Origin of the sequence: Amycolatopsis sp. NPDC051758, from assembly GCF_044453095.1 — a bacterium.
Taxonomy (GTDB): Bacteria; Actinomycetota; Actinomycetes; order Mycobacteriales; family Pseudonocardiaceae; genus Amycolatopsis.
Genome location: NZ_JBITCJ010000003.1, coordinates 163,137 through 179,345 on the forward strand (window position 1 = coordinate 163,137; position 16,209 = coordinate 179,345).

General features: G+C 70.7%; 17 protein-coding genes. 9 read left to right on the plus strand and 8 right to left on the minus strand.

From position 1 onward, the window contains the following. Window positions 1-5 precede the first annotated feature (5 nt). The 6 genes from ACIA5G_RS16115 (at window position 6) to ACIA5G_RS16140 (ending at window position 4,919) form a co-directional block, all read left to right on the plus strand. Window positions 6-932 carry an ABC transporter ATP-binding protein gene (locus tag ACIA5G_RS16115; protein ID WP_395923685.1) on the plus strand — a complete coding sequence of 309 codons (927 nt, stop codon included), beginning with the start codon at window positions 6-8 and terminating at the stop codon, window positions 930-932. Window positions 933-988: 56 nt separating this feature from the next. Further along, window positions 989-1,714 (plus strand): ABC transporter permease, encoded by a 726-nt coding sequence (locus tag ACIA5G_RS16120; protein WP_395924907.1) that lies wholly within the window; start codon window positions 989-991, stop codon window positions 1,712-1,714. A gap of 42 nt (window positions 1,715-1,756) precedes the next feature. Next, complete coding sequence (locus ACIA5G_RS16125) at window positions 1,757-2,575, plus strand: septum formation family protein (RefSeq protein ID WP_395923686.1); 819 nt, start codon at window positions 1,757-1,759, stop codon at window positions 2,573-2,575. 107 nt (window positions 2,576-2,682) lie between these two features. Then, entirely contained in the window at window positions 2,683-3,654 is a 972-nt protein-coding gene (locus ACIA5G_RS16130; protein WP_395923687.1) for a heme A synthase, read from the plus strand. Window positions 3,655-3,703: 49 nt separating this feature from the next. Beyond that, entirely contained in the window at window positions 3,704-4,627 is a 924-nt protein-coding gene (locus tag ACIA5G_RS16135; RefSeq protein ID WP_395923688.1) for an acyl-CoA desaturase, read from the plus strand. 121 nt (window positions 4,628-4,748) lie between these two features. Next, the gene (locus ACIA5G_RS16140) at window positions 4,749-4,919 is read left to right on the plus strand and encodes a hypothetical protein (RefSeq protein ID WP_395923689.1); all 171 of its coding nucleotides are present in this window, start codon (window positions 4,749-4,751) and stop codon (window positions 4,917-4,919) included. A gap of 11 nt (window positions 4,920-4,930) precedes the next feature. On the opposite strand, the gene ACIA5G_RS16145 is transcribed toward ACIA5G_RS16140, so the two are convergent. Next, window positions 4,931-6,163 carry a hypothetical protein gene (locus ACIA5G_RS16145; RefSeq protein ID WP_395923690.1) on the minus strand — a complete coding sequence of 411 codons (1,233 nt, stop codon included), beginning with the start codon at window positions 6,161-6,163 and terminating at the stop codon, window positions 4,931-4,933. Between the two features lie 155 nt (window positions 6,164-6,318). On the opposite strand from ACIA5G_RS16145, the gene ACIA5G_RS16150 reads away from it, so the two are divergent. Then, window positions 6,319-6,510 carry a hypothetical protein gene (locus ACIA5G_RS16150; RefSeq protein ID WP_395923691.1) on the plus strand — a complete coding sequence of 64 codons (192 nt, stop codon included), beginning with the start codon at window positions 6,319-6,321 and terminating at the stop codon, window positions 6,508-6,510. On the opposite strand, the gene ACIA5G_RS16155 is transcribed toward ACIA5G_RS16150, so the two are convergent. After that, complete coding sequence (locus ACIA5G_RS16155; protein ID WP_395923692.1) at window positions 6,511-7,371, minus strand: RimK family alpha-L-glutamate ligase; 861 nt, start codon at window positions 7,369-7,371, stop codon at window positions 6,511-6,513. After that, window positions 7,368-7,670: a hypothetical protein gene (locus ACIA5G_RS16160; protein ID WP_395923693.1), complete on the minus strand. Its 303-nt coding sequence runs from the start codon at window positions 7,668-7,670 to the stop codon at window positions 7,368-7,370. Before ACIA5G_RS16160 ends, ACIA5G_RS16155 begins: the two co-directional genes overlap by 4 nt. A gap of 91 nt (window positions 7,671-7,761) precedes the next feature. Here ACIA5G_RS16160 and ACIA5G_RS16165 point away from each other — a divergent pair, with 91 nt between their 5' ends. Next, window positions 7,762-8,730 carry a quinone oxidoreductase family protein gene (locus ACIA5G_RS16165; protein WP_395923694.1) on the plus strand — a complete coding sequence of 323 codons (969 nt, stop codon included), beginning with the start codon at window positions 7,762-7,764 and terminating at the stop codon, window positions 8,728-8,730. Between the two features lie 107 nt (window positions 8,731-8,837). Here ACIA5G_RS16165 and ACIA5G_RS16170 read toward each other — a convergent pair whose 3' ends face one another. The 5 genes from ACIA5G_RS16170 to ACIA5G_RS16190 form a co-directional block, all read right to left on the minus strand. Further along, window positions 8,838-9,404 (minus strand): FKBP-type peptidyl-prolyl cis-trans isomerase, encoded by a 567-nt coding sequence (locus ACIA5G_RS16170; protein ID WP_395923695.1) that lies wholly within the window; start codon window positions 9,402-9,404, stop codon window positions 8,838-8,840. A 10-nt stretch (window positions 9,405-9,414) separates the two neighbouring features. Continuing rightward, window positions 9,415-11,658: a HelD family protein gene (locus tag ACIA5G_RS16175; RefSeq protein ID WP_395923696.1), complete on the minus strand. Its 2,244-nt coding sequence runs from the start codon at window positions 11,656-11,658 to the stop codon at window positions 9,415-9,417. Between the two features lie 62 nt (window positions 11,659-11,720). Then, a complete protein-coding gene (locus ACIA5G_RS16180) occupies window positions 11,721-12,335 on the minus strand; it encodes a hypothetical protein (RefSeq protein WP_395923697.1) in 615 nt (204 codons plus the stop codon). Further along, window positions 12,335-12,781, minus strand: coding sequence for a hypothetical protein (locus tag ACIA5G_RS16185; RefSeq protein ID WP_395923698.1), 447 nt, complete (start codon window positions 12,779-12,781; stop codon window positions 12,335-12,337). The genes ACIA5G_RS16180 and ACIA5G_RS16185 overlap by 1 nt, the downstream gene beginning before the upstream one ends. A gap of 41 nt (window positions 12,782-12,822) precedes the next feature. Beyond that, window positions 12,823-13,803 carry a heme o synthase gene (locus ACIA5G_RS16190; RefSeq protein ID WP_395923699.1) on the minus strand — a complete coding sequence of 327 codons (981 nt, stop codon included), beginning with the start codon at window positions 13,801-13,803 and terminating at the stop codon, window positions 12,823-12,825. 295 nt (window positions 13,804-14,098) lie between these two features. Here ACIA5G_RS16190 and tkt point away from each other — a divergent pair, with 295 nt between their 5' ends. After that, window positions 14,099-16,198, plus strand: coding sequence for a transketolase (tkt, locus tag ACIA5G_RS16195; RefSeq protein ID WP_395923700.1), 2,100 nt, complete (start codon window positions 14,099-14,101; stop codon window positions 16,196-16,198). Window positions 16,199-16,209: the final 11 nt, after the last annotated feature.

Genomic DNA, 16,209 nt, shown 5'->3' on the forward strand with positions numbered 1-16,209 from the left:
CCGACGTGAGTGCCCCCGCCGTCGAGATCACCGGGCTGGTGAAAAGCTACGGCTCCACCCGCGCGGTCGACGGTCTCGACCTGCGGATGGAGCGCGGCAGCCTGCTCGCCCTGCTCGGCCCGAACGGGGCCGGCAAGACCACCACCGTCGAGGTCTGCGAAGGCTTCCTGCGGCCTGACGCCGGCACGGTCCGGGTGCTCGGCCTCGACCCGGTGCGGCAGTCGGCCGCGCTGCGCCCCCGCGTCGGGATCATGCCCCAGGGCGGCGGCGCCTACCCGGGTGTGCGAGCCGACGAGATGCTTCGCCTGGTGGCTTCGTGCGCCGCGTCCCCTCTGGACCCGGCCTGGCTGCTGGACATCCTCGGGCTGGCTTCGGTGCGGCGGACGCCGTTCAAGCGCCTTTCCGGCGGGCAGCAGCAGCGGCTTTCGCTGGCGTGCGCCCTGATCGGCCGACCGGAGCTGGTGTTCCTCGACGAGCCGACGGCGGGCATGGACCCACAGGCCCGCCGGCTGGTCTGGGACCTGCTGGGCGCGCTGCGCGCCGACGGCGTTTCGGTGCTGCTGACCACGCACCTGATGGAAGAGGCCGAAGCGCTGGCCGACACCGTGGTGATCATGGACCACGGCAAGGTCGTCGTCTCCGGCGCGCCGCACACGCTCACGGTGGACGAGAGCGGCAACGCGGGGCTGCGGTTCAAGGCCCGCACCCGGCTCGACACCGCACTGCTGACCGCCGCGCTGCCCGAGGGTTACACCGTGCGCGAGTCGGCGCCGGGCACGTACGTGGTGATGGGCTCGGTCGACCCGCAGGTCGTGTCGACGGTCACGGCGTGGTGCGCGCAGCAGGGCGTCCTGCCGGAGGAGCTGCAGGTCGGCAAGCGGACGCTCGAAGAGGTCTTCCTCGAGCTGACCGGACGGGAGCTGCGCGCGTGAGCGTTTTCGAGCCGGGCACGTTCACCCCGGCCCCCGGGCGCGGCTCGCTGGGCCGCATGCTGCGCACGCACGCGCGGATCGAAGCGAGCCTGACCCTGCGCCACGGCGAGCAGGTGCTGCTGACCCTGCTCATCCCGCTGGCCCTGCTGATCGGCCTGTCCCTGCTGGACATCCTCCCGGCGGCCCAGCTCGGCTCGACGTCCAAAGTGGACTGGATCACGCCCCGCATCCTGGCGCTGGCGGTGATGTCCTCGGCGTTCACCGGCCAGGCGATCGCCCTCGGCTTCGACCGCCGTTACGGGGTGCTGAAGCGTCTCTCGGCGACGGCACTGCCACGCTGGCTGCTGGTGGCGGGCCGGGTGGCGGCGGCTCTGGTGGTCGTCGTGCTGCAGTCGGTGATCATCGGCGTGGTGGCGGCGTTCCTCGGCTGGTCACCTTCTGCGTCCGGCTTGGCGTCGGCGGTGTTGCTGCTGGTGCTGGGGACGTTGGCGTTCGGCGCGCTGGGTGTGCTTCTGGGTGGGGCGCTGCGGGCGGAAGCCGTGCTGGCGCTGGCGAACATCGTCTGGTTCGTGTTGCTGCTGGCGGGCGGGATCCTGCTGGCGCCGTCCGCGCTGCCTTCGGGGCTCGCTGTGGTCGTCGAGCTGCTGCCGTCGGGCGCGCTGGCCGAGGGGATGCGGGCGGCGTTGGTCGACGGGGCTTTCGCGCCCGGGCCGATGGCGGTGCTGGCGGTGTGGGCGGTTCTCGCGGGCGCGCTGGCTTCGCGGACGACCAAGCTCACCTGACTCCGGGACCGGTCCCCGGGCCGCCGCCCTACGTTTTGTCCCATGCGTCGCGTCCTCGTGCTGCTGGCCCTGCCGCTGCTGCTGGCCGGCTGCACAACGGTCGCCGGCGGCCGCGCGACGCCCGCGACCGTCGTCCCGACCACACCGAGAGTCCCACGGCCGGGCACCGGCGCAGGGCCCTACCGCAGCGGCGACTGCGTCGAACTCCCCGACGTCACGAAGGTGAGCTGCGACCGGCCGCACGAGTACGAGGTCATGCTGTCGGCGAACTTCGCCCCGGAGGTCCCCGCCGCCTACCCGCCGGACGTGAAGCGGCTGGCGCGCCCGGCCTGCCACACGGCGCTGCCGGCGTACCTGGGCAACCCGGACGCGGACGCGAGCACGCTGGAGGCGTTCACCCTCTGGCCGGGCGAGCAGCCGTGGGGTGCGGGCGAGCGCTGGTACGCGTGCCTGGTGACCGCCCGCGGCGGTGACAACAAGCCGGTGAAGCAGCCAGGCCGGCTGGCCGCGGCGCTGGCGCACGGCCTCGGCCGGTTCCAGGAGTGCCGGGCGGGTGAGCCGCTGAAGGAGAGCCCGGTCCACGTGGTGCCGTGCGGCGGCCCGCACCGCTCGGAGGCGGTCCCGGGGGTGCTGCAGCTGGGCAAGGCGACCGACCCGCCGATCGACCTGAACGGCCCGCTGGTGGGAAAGGCGATCAGCCACTGCGAGCAGAAGGTGATCGCGTACCTGGGCGGGCGCCGGCCCGGAGTCACCTCGACGGCGATCCTGCCGCTGCCCCAGGACTGGCCGACGGGCGAAACGGCCGCGGTCTGCTGGGCGATCGCGGACCACGACGTGACCGGCCCGCTGGGCCACGCCTGACCTTCGGCGCCGGTCACCGATGACCTAGGTCCCTTGCGGCCACCGTCCCGTTCCGGGCGCCGGGACCTGCCGAAAGCCGCGTTTTCGCGCGCTCTACCATCGATGCCGTGCCGTTCACCAGCCTCGTCGCCCGCCTGCCGTTTCCGTCCGCCGCCGTGCAGCGGGCCGTCGGGATCGCCGCGGTCCTCGCGCAGGCGCTGATCGGCGTCACCGGCTCCATCGTGCGGGTCACCGGCTCCGGCCTCGGCTGCCCGACCTGGCCGCAGTGCGTCGCCGGCAGCCTCGTCCCGGTGAACCACCCCGGCATCCACGCGCTCAACCAGTGGATCGAGTTCGGCAACCGGATGCTGACCGGCGTGGTCATCGCCGTCGCCGCGATCGCCGTCATCACCGCGTGGCGCGTGCAGATCGACCACCCGTCCCGCAAGCGCCTCGTGAAGCTGGCCTGGACGATGCCCGGCGGCGTTGTGCTGCAGGCCGTCGTCGGCGGCATCACCGTGCTCGCCAAGCTCGAGTGGTGGACCGTCGCGATCCACTTCCTCGCCACCACTCCCCTGGTCTGGCTGGCCGTCCTGCTGCTGCGCGCGTTCCGCGAAGGCGACGAGCCCGCGCGGTCGCTGGTCCCGGCGTCCGGCCGCAAGCTGCTGGTCGCGCTCGCCGTCGTCATGTGGCTCGTCCTCGCGGCCGGCACCACGGTGACCGGTGCCGGCCCGCACAGCGGTGACCTCAACACCCACCGCCTGGCCGTCCCGGTCGAGGCGCTCGCCCAGGTCCACGGCGGCCTGCTCGTGCTGTACCTCCTGCTGCTCGCGGTGTTCGGCCTCCAGCTGATGCGGGTCAACGCGCCGAAGAGCCTGTGGCAGCGCTACACGTGGGTCTGGGTGGTCGCGGTCGCGCAGGGCGGGCTCGGTTCGCTGCAGTACGCGCTGGGCGTGCCGGAGGCGATGGTCTCCTTCCACGTCCTCGGCGCGATGGCGGTCATCATCGCGACGGCGACGCTGTGGACCGGCAGCCGCGACCGCGGCCCGGTCGTCTCGCTGACCGCTGCGCCGAAGGAACCGGAACTCGCCACCACCTGAGCAACCGGCGGCCACGCCGTCGTAACTCGATACCGCTACGGTCTGGGCCATGACCTCGCGCGCCGCCCCCAAGCCGCTGATCTCCCACCGCCGCGGCACCGGCGAGATGATCGTGCTCAAGACGTTCCTCCTGGTGCCGTTCGTGGCGCTCCTCGTCGCGGTCCCGCTGGTCTGGGGCTGGGGCATGACCTGGGTCGACCTGATCCTCGCCGCGGTGTTCTACGTGTTCGCGACGCTCGGGGTGACCGTCGGCTTCCACCGCTACTTCACCCACGGCGCGTTCAAGGCGAACCGGCCGCTGCGGATCATGCTGGCCGTCGCGGGCAGCATGGCGGTGCAGGGCTCGGTGATCTTCTGGGTGGCGAGCCACCGCCGCCACCACGCGTTCGCCGACCGTGAGGGCGACCCGCACTCGCCCTGGCTGTTCGGCACATCGCCGTCGGCGCTGCTGCGCGGCTTCTGGCACGCGCACATGGGCTGGATGTTCGGCCGCGAGGTGACCAACGCCGACCGCTTCGCCCCGGACCTGGTCGCGGACGCGGACCTGCGCGTGGTGAACCGCTACTTCTGGCTGTGGATCACGCTCAGCCTGGCCCTGCCGGCGGTCCTGGGTGGCTTGCTTTCGTGGTCGTGGTGGGGCGTGGTGACGGCGTTCTTCTGGGCCGGCTTGGTGCGGATCGCTTTCCTGCACCACGTGTCGTGGTCGGTGAACTCGATCTGCCACCTGATCGGCGAGCGCCCCTTCGCCAGCCGCGACAAGGCGGCGAACTTCTGGCCGCTGGCGGTGCTGTCGATGGGCGAGTCTTGGCACAACTCGCACCACGCCGATCCGACTTGCGCGCGGCACGGGGTGCTGCGGGGTCAGGTGGACGTGTCGGCGCGGGTGATCTGGGGTTTTGAGCGCCTGGGCTGGGCGACCGATGTGCGGTGGCCGAGGATGGAACGGCTGGCGGCCAAGCGGGCGAGCGCCTAGCAGCAAGGAACCCCTTTACCTTAGTGCAGCACCGTTGACACGAATGAGAAGTAGGGCTCTCGATCGTGTCGGCCGCGTCGTCTTACCGTGACCCGAATTCCACAGCACGAAGGGATTCACGGTGGACTCCGACAATAAATACTGGCAAAAGCTCGCCTTGGGCGCGGCAACGCTCGCGCTGCTCGTAGCGGCTGCGTTCTCCGGCGGCAACGGTGGCGGCAACACCGGCAATATTGCCGCTAATGGCGGCGGTGGCGGCAACACCGGCAACAGCGTGGATATCGGGTACTGACTTCACCTCGGTCACGAAGATTTCCATCTGAAGGCAATGCCGTAGTTCTCTCGCGGGTGGCACCCGTCGAGGAAGGTGTGCTGGACAAAACCATCCTCGACGGGGAGCAAATGCGCATCACCGTCCGGCGGACGACACCGCCGTTCGTATTCGGTTTGCTCTGCATACCACCAGCAAGCTTCGGGAAGACATTTCTCGTCGAAAGTGATCTGAATGGTCAGACCGGCGACCGGCCGGCTGTCCGGAGCGCACACACCGGGCGCGATCCCGTGGTGGTCGACGTCAACGTTGACCCAGCAGCGTTCCTCGTCGAGTTCCCCATCGAGCGCCTCCGACGCGAAAGCGTATCGTTCACCCCTGCGCAACGTCCGACGGAAACGCAGGCGCGCCACCATGGGGTCGCCCGGGTGCGAGCCCGGTGAAGTGACCAGGCGGCACGCCCAAAGAGCCGTCACCGGGATCTCCTCAGGTTCGTGCGTCCACCCGGTCAGCGCGTGTACGCCATAACCATCGACACCGTCTTCGCAGGCGACGATGTCGCGTTCGGTGATCCGGCGCTGCACCGTTCTGCGATGCATGATCGCCGTGACGACCATGCGCTCCACGAACACGGGCTGAGCCCCTTGGGAAGCCTCCCGGGCTCGCCAGCCGGGGCGCACGCTCGGAACTTCGGCTACCGCGCGCCCGATGTCGATGTAGGATCGCCAGCCCGGCTCGTCCAGGGAGACCAGTTTCTCCGTCAGGCAGCCGGCCAACCCGACGACCGCCCGGCGCCAGGCCTTGTGCATCGGCGTGGTGGTGCTGGGCGGCGGATCACCGAAGACGCCCCGAAGCCGCATCAGCTGCCTGAAGCGGTCGTCCAGTGTCCCCTTCCAGGCAGTTTCCCCGGGCGCCGGCGGTATCCGGAACGCCGCCATCAGGGTGTTGCGGCGACGGGAATCCCCGGCCGAGCCGAGCTTGCCGATCTCGTCGGCGATCAAGCCCAGCACCGCGAACGCGCGCGACTCGGCCGTCTCGGCGATCAGCGAAGCCGTCGGCGCCACCAGCGGGCGAAGAAAAGTCGCCGACTCGCTCACCGGTTCTTCGATCGCGTAGCGGAGGAAGCGGAGTGGCTCGCCGTCTTTGCGGGTCGCCAGCCAGCGCAACGCGATTTCGATCACCGAGGGCGAAGTCGCCTCCTCGACGGGGACCCCGTCCATTCGAATGGTCACGGCACCCTCCACCACGCCGACGATGATCGACAATTCCCGACAACCCCGGACAACGGCGAGAACCGCGAGGACAACCGTCCGGCGACGAGAAACTCGCCCCGGAAACAAGAGATCATTTCCCGTCCGGCCGCCCACCGGTCACCATTACCCACTAGGCGTACTAGTACACCATCAAGAGGGGTAGAACAATGGCCAAGGAAGTCGCCGGCAGATCGGATGCGCCGCCGCCTCGCCGCGACCACGACCTGGGCGTACGGGAACTGATCAAAGCGGGTCTTGCCGGGATCGGCGGGCTCTACGTCGTCACCGGCTCGCTAGCCGTGACCACCATCGGGGCGGTCGTAGCGCTCGTCCTGGTGGCCCTGCAGACGTTCCGGTGACTACGCCAGCTGCTGCCGCACCGCCGAGGCGAAGCGCATCGCCGCGCTCGGGTCCGTCTGGCGGAAGCCCAGCGACGGCTCCGTCAGCTCCAGCTCCAGCAGCAACGGCTTCCCGTCCGCACCACGAACCAGGTCCACCCGCGCGTACAACAGCTCAGCTCGCAGAATCCCCAGCAACGCCGAAGCCGCATCGAGGACGTCCTCGGCGAGGGCCACCGCGTCAGCCGGAGGTTCGGCTGATGCCAGCTTCTCCGAAAGGTACAGGCCGGAAGAATCCATTGTGGACCCGAGCATCGCGCCCTTGGTGAAGGCGTGGGAGTACATTCCGCCCAGGTAGACCAGGGCCAGCTCGCCGGAAGTGTCCACACTGGACTGGTACGGCTGGATCAGCGCGGTGTGACCATCGGCGTGCAGCGCGGCCACGTGCGCGGAGGCGTCGGCGCCAGCGTCGAAACGGGCCGCTCCGCGGGAACCTGCGCCGACCGACGGCTTCACCACGAAGTCCGACGACGGGAACCGGGCAGTGTCGCCAGGCGAGACCAGCGAAGTCGGAACCACCGCCAAGCCTGCGTCCAGCAGTTCGACCAGGTACGACTTGTCCGTGTTCCACCGGACCACAGCCGCCGAGTTGTACAACGCGGGCACCGACTCGCACCACGAGAGAAATTCCGAGCGGCGCGCGGCGTAGTCCCAGGTCGCGCGCAGGATGACCGCGTCCGCCGAGGAGAAGTCGAACGAAGAATCCCACGGCGCCCACGAGACCGAGAAGCCCAGCGAGGACAAAGCGGGCACGACGGCGTCGTCATCGCCGTCACCCGAAGGGAGCTCGGCGCAGCTGACGAGGATCGCGGTGCGGCTCACCGGCCGGCCATCTTGCGGCGGTGCTCCGGGCCGATCTTCGTGGCCTGTACCGTCTCGGCGTCCCACGAAGCGGCTTCGAGGTCCTCGACGGCCTCGATCAGCGCCTCGCCGGTCGCGACGCTGGGCACCACGACGTCACCGAGCGCGCCGTCGGCCCCGACCAGCACGACCCGGGCGCCTACCCGGCCGATGTTCTCCACCACCGCGCGGGACGGCTTGCCGTGCGCCTTCACGAACTTGCGTGCCGCGGCCAGCTGGGCGCTCGACGGCGGGACGACGTTGTCAGCAGTTTCAGCCACGTCCCGCACGATAACGAAGATCCCGCCGGAACGCGGAACAGCGTGGCGTCGGCCATAGTTGTGCTGGGAGAACCCGACCCGAGGAGGACCCATGCCCACCGCAGTGCAGGTGACGAAGACCGGCGGCCCGGAAGTGCTCGTCCCGGCCGAAGTGGACGTCGCGGCGCCGCAGGCCGGCGAGCTGCTGGTCGACGTCGCCGCCGCCGGGGTGAACTACATCGACACCTACCAGCGCCAGGGCATCTACCCGATCGACCTGCCGTTCGTGCTCGGGCTCGAGGGCGCGGGCACGGTGGTCGAAGCCGGCGCCGACACGGGGTTCGCGCCCGGTGACCGCGTCGCCTGGCAGGGGTCGCTCGGCAGCTACGCGGCCCGCAAGCTGGTGCCGGCGTCCATCGCCGTCAAGGTGCCCGAAGGCGTCTCCCTGGAGACCGCCGCCGCGACGATGCTGCAGGGCATGACCGCGCACTACCTGGTCGCGTCGACCTTCGAGGTCAAGCCGGGCCACGACGTGCTGGTGCACGCGGCCGCCGGCGGAGTCGGGCTGCTCCTCGTCCAGCTGGCGAAGGCGCGCGGGGCCCGCGTGATCGGCACCGTCTCGACCGAGGAGAAGGAGAAGCTGGCCCGCGAAGCCGGCGCCGACGAGGTCATCCGCTACGACCGCGACGACTTCTCGAAGATTACCCGCGACCTGACCGGCGGCGCGGGGGTCGACGTCGTCTACGACGGTGTCGGCAAGGACACGTTCGACGGCAGCCTCGCCAGCCTGAAAACCCGCGGTCTGCTCGCGCTGTTCGGCGCCTCCAGCGGGCCGGTGCCCCCGGTGGACCCGCAGCGCCTCAACTCCGGCGGCTCGCTGTACCTGACCCGCCCGACGTCCGCGCACTACACGCGCAGCCGCGAGGAGATCGACTGGCGGTCGAAGGAGCTGTTCGACGCGGTCCTCGCGGGCGATCTCACCGTCCGGATCGGCGGCAAGTACCCGCTGGCCGACGCCCGGAAGGCGCACGAAGACCTTCAGGGCCGCCGCACCACCGGCAAGCTCCTGCTCATCCCCTGACCCATGCGCCCCAATGTGGCGGGGGGGGGGGGGGGGGGCCCCCCCCCCCCCCCGGGGGGGGGGGGGGCCGCCCCCCCCCCCCCCCCGCCACATCGGGTGCGTGGAGCTCAGCCCTTGTCGGTCGGGACCGAAACGGCGTCGGTGACGAACACCAGCGTCTCGTTGGGCTTGATGCCCTGGCCGCCCTGGCCGTAACCGAGGTCGGGCGGGATGATCAGCAGGCGGCGGGCGCCCTGCTTGATGCCGACCAGGCCCTGGTCCCAGCCCGGGATCACCATGCCGGCGCCCAGCTGCAGGTCGAACGGCTCACCGCGGTCGAACGAGCTGTCCAGCTTCTGCTTGTCCGACCACGTCACCAGCGAGTAGTTCATCTTCAGGTTCTGGCCGGCCTTCGCGCCGTTGCCGGTGCCGTCGGACAGGTCCTTGACGATCAGCTTCTTCGGCGGGTCGCAGTTGTCGGGAATGGTGATCGTCGGCGCTTCGCCGAACTTCCCCGTCGTCTTGACGTCGTCCGCGGTGCACTCGCGGCCCTTGCTCTGAGTCGCCTGGGCGGCGTCCGACGACGGGACCGGCGGGCCCGCGGGGGCGGCCGTCTGGGGCTTGGCGTCCTCGCCGCACGCGGCCAGGGTCAGCGCCGCCGCGACGGCGACCACGATCTTCCCGATTTTCTGCATGCCGGGCACCCTAGCCAAGCACGGAGAGTGCCGGAACCTCGTCACCGGTCCGGACCACGCCGAGCCGCCGGGTCGCCCGCGTCAGGGCCACGTACAGGTCGTTGAGCCCGCGCGGTGACCCCGCGACGACTTCGTCCGGCGCGACCAGCACCACCGAGTCGAACTCCAGGCCCTTCGCCCGCTCGACCGTCAGCACGCTCAGCCGCTCGTCGTGGGCCCCGAGCCACCCCGAAACCTCGTCGAACCGGCCGGCGGGCACCAGCACGGCCACCGTGCCACCGTCCACAGCGGACAGCTCGGCCGCCACCAGCGCGGGCAGCTCGTCGGCCAGGGAAGCCGGACGCGCCGACCACGGCGGGACACCGGTCTCCCGCACCGAAGACGGCGCCGTCAACGCGGGGTCGACCTCGGCCAGCACCCGCGCCGCGACCGCCATGATCTCGGCGGGTGTGCGGTAGTTCACGGTCAGCTGCTCGAGCCGCCACCGGTCCTCGACGTACGGCGAGAGCACCTCGCCCCACGACCGCGCGCCGCCGGCCGCGCCGGTCTGCGCGACGTCGCCGACGAGCGTCATCGACCGGTTCGGCGAGCGCCGCATGAGCAGCCGCCAGTCCATCGCCGACAGCTCCTGCGCCTCGTCGACGATGACGTGCCCGAACGTCCAGGTCCGGTCCTGAGCCGCGCGCTGGGCGGCGGTCAGCTCACTGCGCTCCACCTGGCGCTCGGCGAACAGCTCGGCGTCGAGAACGTCGGAGACGCGCAGCAGCTCCTCGTCGATGATCTCTTCGTCCTGTTCGAGGATGTCGAGCACACCCTCGGCGTACGCGCGGTCCTCGCGCTCACGGCGTTTGCGCTCGACGCGGGCCTCGGTGTCGTCGACGCCGATCAGCTCGGCCAGCTCGTCGAGCAGCGGCACGTCGGCGGGGGTCCACTTCGCCTCGCGGCCGCTTTCCAGCAGCGCGCGTTCATCGGCGGACAGGCGCTTCCCGGCGGCGCTGGCGAGGCGTTCGCGGTCGGCGAACAGGTCGTCGAGCACACTTTCGGGCGTCAGCACCGGCCACAGCTCGTTCAACGCCGCCACGATGTGCTCGTCCGCGGCCAGCTCGGCCCGGATGTCCTGCAGGTCCTGCCCGTCCAGGAGGTCATCCCCCAGCTTCCGCGCGGCCTGGCGGGTCAGCGCGTCGAGGACGTCGGAGACGAACAGGCGCCGCGCCGGGTTGTGCGGGCGCCGCGACCGGCGGGCGCGGGTGCGGGCGTCGGCGCAGGTCTTGCGGTCGAGCCGGAGGATGTCGTGCTCGTACTCGATCTCCATGACCGGCTCGGGCACGCGCTGGCGGTCGCGGACGGCGTTGGCGAGCACCTCGGCCATCACCAGCCGGCCCTTGACCTCACTCGCTTCGCGCGCCTCGACACCCTCGGCGTTCAGGCCCGGGTAGAGCTGCCCGATGGTGGCAAGCAGCACGCCGGTCTCGCCCAGGGACGGCAGCACCTGGCCGATGTAGCTCAGGAACGTGCTGTTCGGCCCGACGACGAGCACGCCGCGCGTGGTGAGCTGCTGGCGGTGCGTGTAGAGCAGGTAGGCGGCGCGGTGCAGCGCGACGGCGGTCTTGCCGGTGCCCGGCCCGCCCTGCACGACCATGACGCCGCCGAGCGGGGCGCGGATGATCCGGTCCTGCTCGGCCTGGATGGTCGCGACGATGTCGCTCATCTCACCCGTGCGCCGCTGTTCGAGCGCGGCGAGCAGCGCGGCCTCGCCGGCCAGCCCGAGGTCCTGGCCCTGGTCGGCGGCGGTGAGGTCGAGGATCTCGTCGTCGAAGCCGGTGACCTTGCGGGTCAGCGACCGCAGGTGGCGGCGGCGCCGCACCCCTTCGGGTGACGCCGCGGTGGCGAGGTAGAACGGCCGCGCGACCGGCGCGCGCCAGTCGACCAGCAGCGGCCGGTAGTCGTCGTCCTCGTCGAAGAGCCCGAGCCGGCCGATGTAGGTGGTCTCCTCGGCGCTCTCGGGGACGAAGTCGAGCCGCCCGAAGGCCAGGCCCTGCTCGACCGAGCCGAGCTGGGCGAGCCGATCGGTGTACAGCGTCGTGGCGACGTCGCGCTCGGTGCGGGCCTGCGGGGTCCCGCCGGTCCCGCGCAACGTCTCGTCGAGGCGGCGCTGGGCGTCGACGCGCTCGGCGTCGAGCTTCGTGTACAGCGTGGTGACGTACGCCTGCTCACGGGCGAGCTCGGCGGTGAAGCCGTCCGAGGACACGGACAAGAGGATCCTGCTTTCGCCTCAAGGAAAAGAGCCAGCCAAGTTTAACGGCGCACGCGGCGCGATCATTCCGGCGCGAGGTCGCAGTACGGGGAGACCTCGCTGCCGGGAGCGAGGGCGGCCGGCAGCTCCTTCTCCCCCACCGCGCACGACACGCTCGCCGCCGGCAGCTGCTCGCCGCCGGTGATCCGGCCGGCCGCGTCGCGGTGGAGCACCGCGGCTCCGCGGCTGGTCAGGGCGCGGCAGTTCGCCGAGTGGTAGCGCACGCCGCCCGGGACGGCCGTAGCGGTCACCGGGGTGAAACCGCCCAGTGCCTCGGGCGCCAGCCAGACCGCCGGGCCCGGCGTGGGCCGGTCCAGTGCGACGCCGGCCCGCTGCCCGGGAGTGAGCAGCGGCACCTCGACGGACCGCGAACCGGACGTCACCACGATGCGGTAGGCGGCCAGCGCGCTCGTGTTCTCCAGCACCGCGGCGCCCGGCCCCTGTTCGGCGACCCGCACCACCCCGCCGTCCGGGGCGGTACCCGGCATCGCCGTGATCCGGGCGGGAATGGCGCAGCCGCTGCCGAGGAGCTCGTTCGTGTCGAGCGACACCTTTCCGCGGCCGAGGAACGCCAGCAGGCCGAGGACCACGACGGCCGCCAGCACCACCAGCACCCGGTCCTTGCCCAGGCGCGGCATCACGGTGAGCCCGGGTTGATCACCTTGTACACATCGCCGGCGGTGCCGTAGTAGGTCCCCGCCACCACGTAGACCAGGGTCCGCGAGCCCGCCTGCCAGTACGTGCGCATTTCGTCCGGATCCGCCGGGTACGGCACCTCGGAAAGCGGCACGCCTCGATCGGCGAGCAGCGCGCTCACCTCGTCGAACGTCACCGGACCGGGAAAGGTGCCGTAGCGCTCGCGGATCAAGCCGTTGACCAGCTCGGGGTCGCGGTGCCGGAGCCGGTGTGCCTGGACCGAGAAGTGCGTCCCGGTCCACGGCTGCCCGGGACCGGGGCGCTGCCAGAAGAACTCGACGAGACCGTGGTCGCGGCCCAGGGAGCGCTTCGAGGGGTTGTCGCCGTAGTCGTCACCGAGCAGCTCCGCCACCCGCTCGGGTGACCAGGTGTGGTCGGCGCCGAGCACGGTGCCCGACTCGATGACGTCGGCGAAGAACTCCGCCGGGCTCAGAACGGGAGACCGAGGGTGGGCAGGCCGATCGCCGAGTCGACGGCCAGCGCCACGAACACGATCATCAGGTAGGTGTTGGACCGGTGGAACAGCGCCATCGGCTTCGTCTCTTCACCGCGCCGCACCGCGGCCTGCAGGCTGTGCGCGTAGAAGAGGAACCAGCCGCCCGCGAGGATCGCGAAGGTGCCGTACAGCCAGGAAGTCACCGGGAGCAGCAGCAGCGTCCACGCCACCATCACCCACGAGTAGATGACGATCTGGCGCGCGACGTGCTGCGCCGTGGCCACGACCGGGAGCATCGGGACGCCCGCGCGCTCGTAGTCGTCGCGGTACTTCATGCCCAGCGCCCACGTGTGCGGCGGGGTCCAGAAGAAGATGACGCCGAACATCACGAACGCCGGCCACTGCACGGTGCCGGTGACCGCCGCCCAGCCGATGACGACCGGCATGCAGCCGGCCGCGCCGCCCCAGACGACGTTCTGTGACGTGCGCCGCTTCAGGCCGAGTGTGTAGACGAAGATGTAGAAGAGGATCGTGGCCACGGCCAACACGGCCGACAGCAGGTTGACCGTGAAATAGAGCACCACGGCCGACGCGACGCCCATGACCAGACCGAAGATCAGCGCGCCGCGGCGGGGCACCGAGTCCTTCACCAGCGGGCGGCGCTTCGTGCGGTTCATCACCTTGTCGATGTCCGCGTCGATCACGCAGTTGAGCGCGTTCGCGCTGCCCGCGGCCATCGTCCCGCCGACCAGCGTGGCCAGGACCAGCCACGGCGACGGGATTTCGCGGCCGGCGAGGAACATCGCCGGGATGGTGGTCACCAGCAGGAGCTCGATCACCCGCGGCTTCGCCAGCGCGGCGTAGGCGCCGACGACCTGGCGGATGCTTCGCCGGCCACCGTGCGGTCGTTCACCGGTCGGGTGCACGGCGCTGGTGTCTTCACTGCGTCCGTGCGCAGCGTTCACCAACGACATTTCACTCCCTGCGTCAGGTTCGGGTGGGCCCTGCTCCGGCGGACGTGGTGGAGCCGCTGAAAACCGCCGGGCTGAACCCTCGAACGATGTTAGACGTGGTGAATCCCGTGGGTGATCGCGGGTCTGGAACGGGTCCAAGCACTAGGCTGGCCGGGTCGGGCCGCGATTGCCCCTGCGCAGGGTCGCGAGCAGGAATATCGTCCCTTCGGGATCGATTGAGATAGAGGACCCCGCGCACGGGTAACCGGAACGAGGAAGACCAGCCGCAACCATCATGACCGGGAGTTGGAGTTCAGTGTCCGATACCGCCCCTACCAGCGAGAACAACCCACTCCTCCGGCGCAACACGCCCGCCGACTGGACCGACACCGACACCCGCGCCGTGGACACCGTCCGGGTACTCGCCGCGGACGCGGTCGAGAACTGTGGCAGTGGCCACCCCGGCACCGCGATGAGCCTGGCGCCGCTGGCCTACACGCTCTTCCAGCGCACGCTGCGCCACGACCCGAACGACCAGAACTGGCCGGGCCGCGACCGGTTCGTGCTGTCGGCCGGGCACAGCAGCCTGACGCTCTACATCCAGCTGTTCCTCGCCGGCTACGGCCTCGAGCTCGAGGACCTCAAGCAGCTGCGCAAGTGGGGCTCGAAGACCCCGGGTCACCCGGAGTACCGGCACACCGACGGTGTCGAGACCACCACCGGCCCGCTGGGGCAGGGCCTGGCGAACGCCGTGGGCATGGCGATGGCCGCCCGTCGTGAGCGCGGCCTGCTGGACCCGGACGCCGCTCCCGGCGAGAGCATCTTCGACCACTACATCTACGCCGTCGCCTCCGACGGCGACATCGAAGAGGGCGTCACCTCCGAGGCCTCGTCCATCGCGGGCCGCCAGGAGCTGGGGAACCTGATCGTCTTCTGGGACGACAACAAGATCTCCATCGAGGACGACACGAACATCGCCCTCTCGGAGGACACGGTCGCGCGGTACGAGGCCTACGGGTGGCACACCCAGGTCGTCGAAGGCGGCGAAGACGTCGTCGCGATCGAAGAGGCCATCAAGAACGCGAAGGCCGAGACCGGCCGCCCGTCCTTCATCGCGCTGCGGACCGTGATCGGTTACCCGGCGCCGAAGAAGATGGGCACCGGCAAGGCGCACGGCGCCGCGCTGGGCGGCGAAGAGGTCGCCGCGGTCAAGAAGATCCTCGGCTTCGACCCGGAGCAGTCGTTCCAGGTCGAGGACGACGTCCTCAAGCACACCCGCCAGGCGCTCGAGCGCGGCAAGACCGCGCACGCCGAGTGGCAGGAGAAGTTCGAGGCGTGGGGCAAGGCCAACCCGGAGCGCAAGAAGATCGCGGACCGGATGTCCACCCGCACGCTGCCGGAGGGCTTCGCCGACAACCTGCCGAAGTGGGAGCCGGACGCCAAGGGCATCGCGACCCGCAAGGCCTCGGGTGAGGTGCTCAACGCTCTCGCCGACCCGCTGCCGGAGCTGTGGGGCGGCTCGGCCGACCTGGCCGAGAGCAACAACACCACGATGAAGGGCGCCGACTCGTTCGGTCCCGAGAAGGCCGCCACCGACATGTGGCAGGCCAACCCGTACGGCCGGACGCTGCACTTCGGCATCCGCGAGCACGCCATGGGCTCGATCCTCAACGGGATCGCGCTGCACGGCGGCACCCGCCCGTACGGCGCGACGTTCCTCATCTTCTCCGACTACATGCGCCCGCCGGTCCGGCTGGCCGCGCTGATGAAGGCGCCGGTCACCTACGTCTGGACGCACGACTCGATCGGCCTCGGCGAGGACGGGCCGACGCACCAGCCGATCGAGCAGCTCTCCGCGCTGCGCGCGATCCCGGGCCTCAACGTCGTCCGCCCGGCGGACGCCAACGAGACCGCGTACGCGTGGAAGGCCGTGCTGGAGGACATCCACCACCCGTCCGGCCTGGCGCTCACCCGCCAGAACGTGCCGGTGCTCGAGGGCACCAGCGCCGAGGGCGTCGCGAAGGGCGGGTACGTCCTGGCCGACTCGGACGGCACCCCGGACGTGGTGCTGATCGGCACCGGTTCCGAGGTCCAGCTCGCCGTCGAGGCGAAGAAGGTCCTCGAGGCCGACGGCGTCAAGGCGCGCGTCGTCTCGATGCCGTGTGTCGAGTGGTTCGACGCGCAGGACGCGGCCTACCGCGAATCCGTCATCCCGGCCGGTGTGAAGGCCCGTGTGTCCGTCGAGGCGGGCATCGCCCAGTCGTGGCACCGCTTCACCGGTGACGCCGGGGTGAACGTTTCGATCGAGCACTTCGGCGCCTCCGCCGATGCCGCCACACTGTTCCGTGAGTTCGGTTTCACCACGGAGGCAGTCGTCGACGCGGCCCGCCGCTCGATCGCCAACACCAAGAACTGAAGGGGATGACA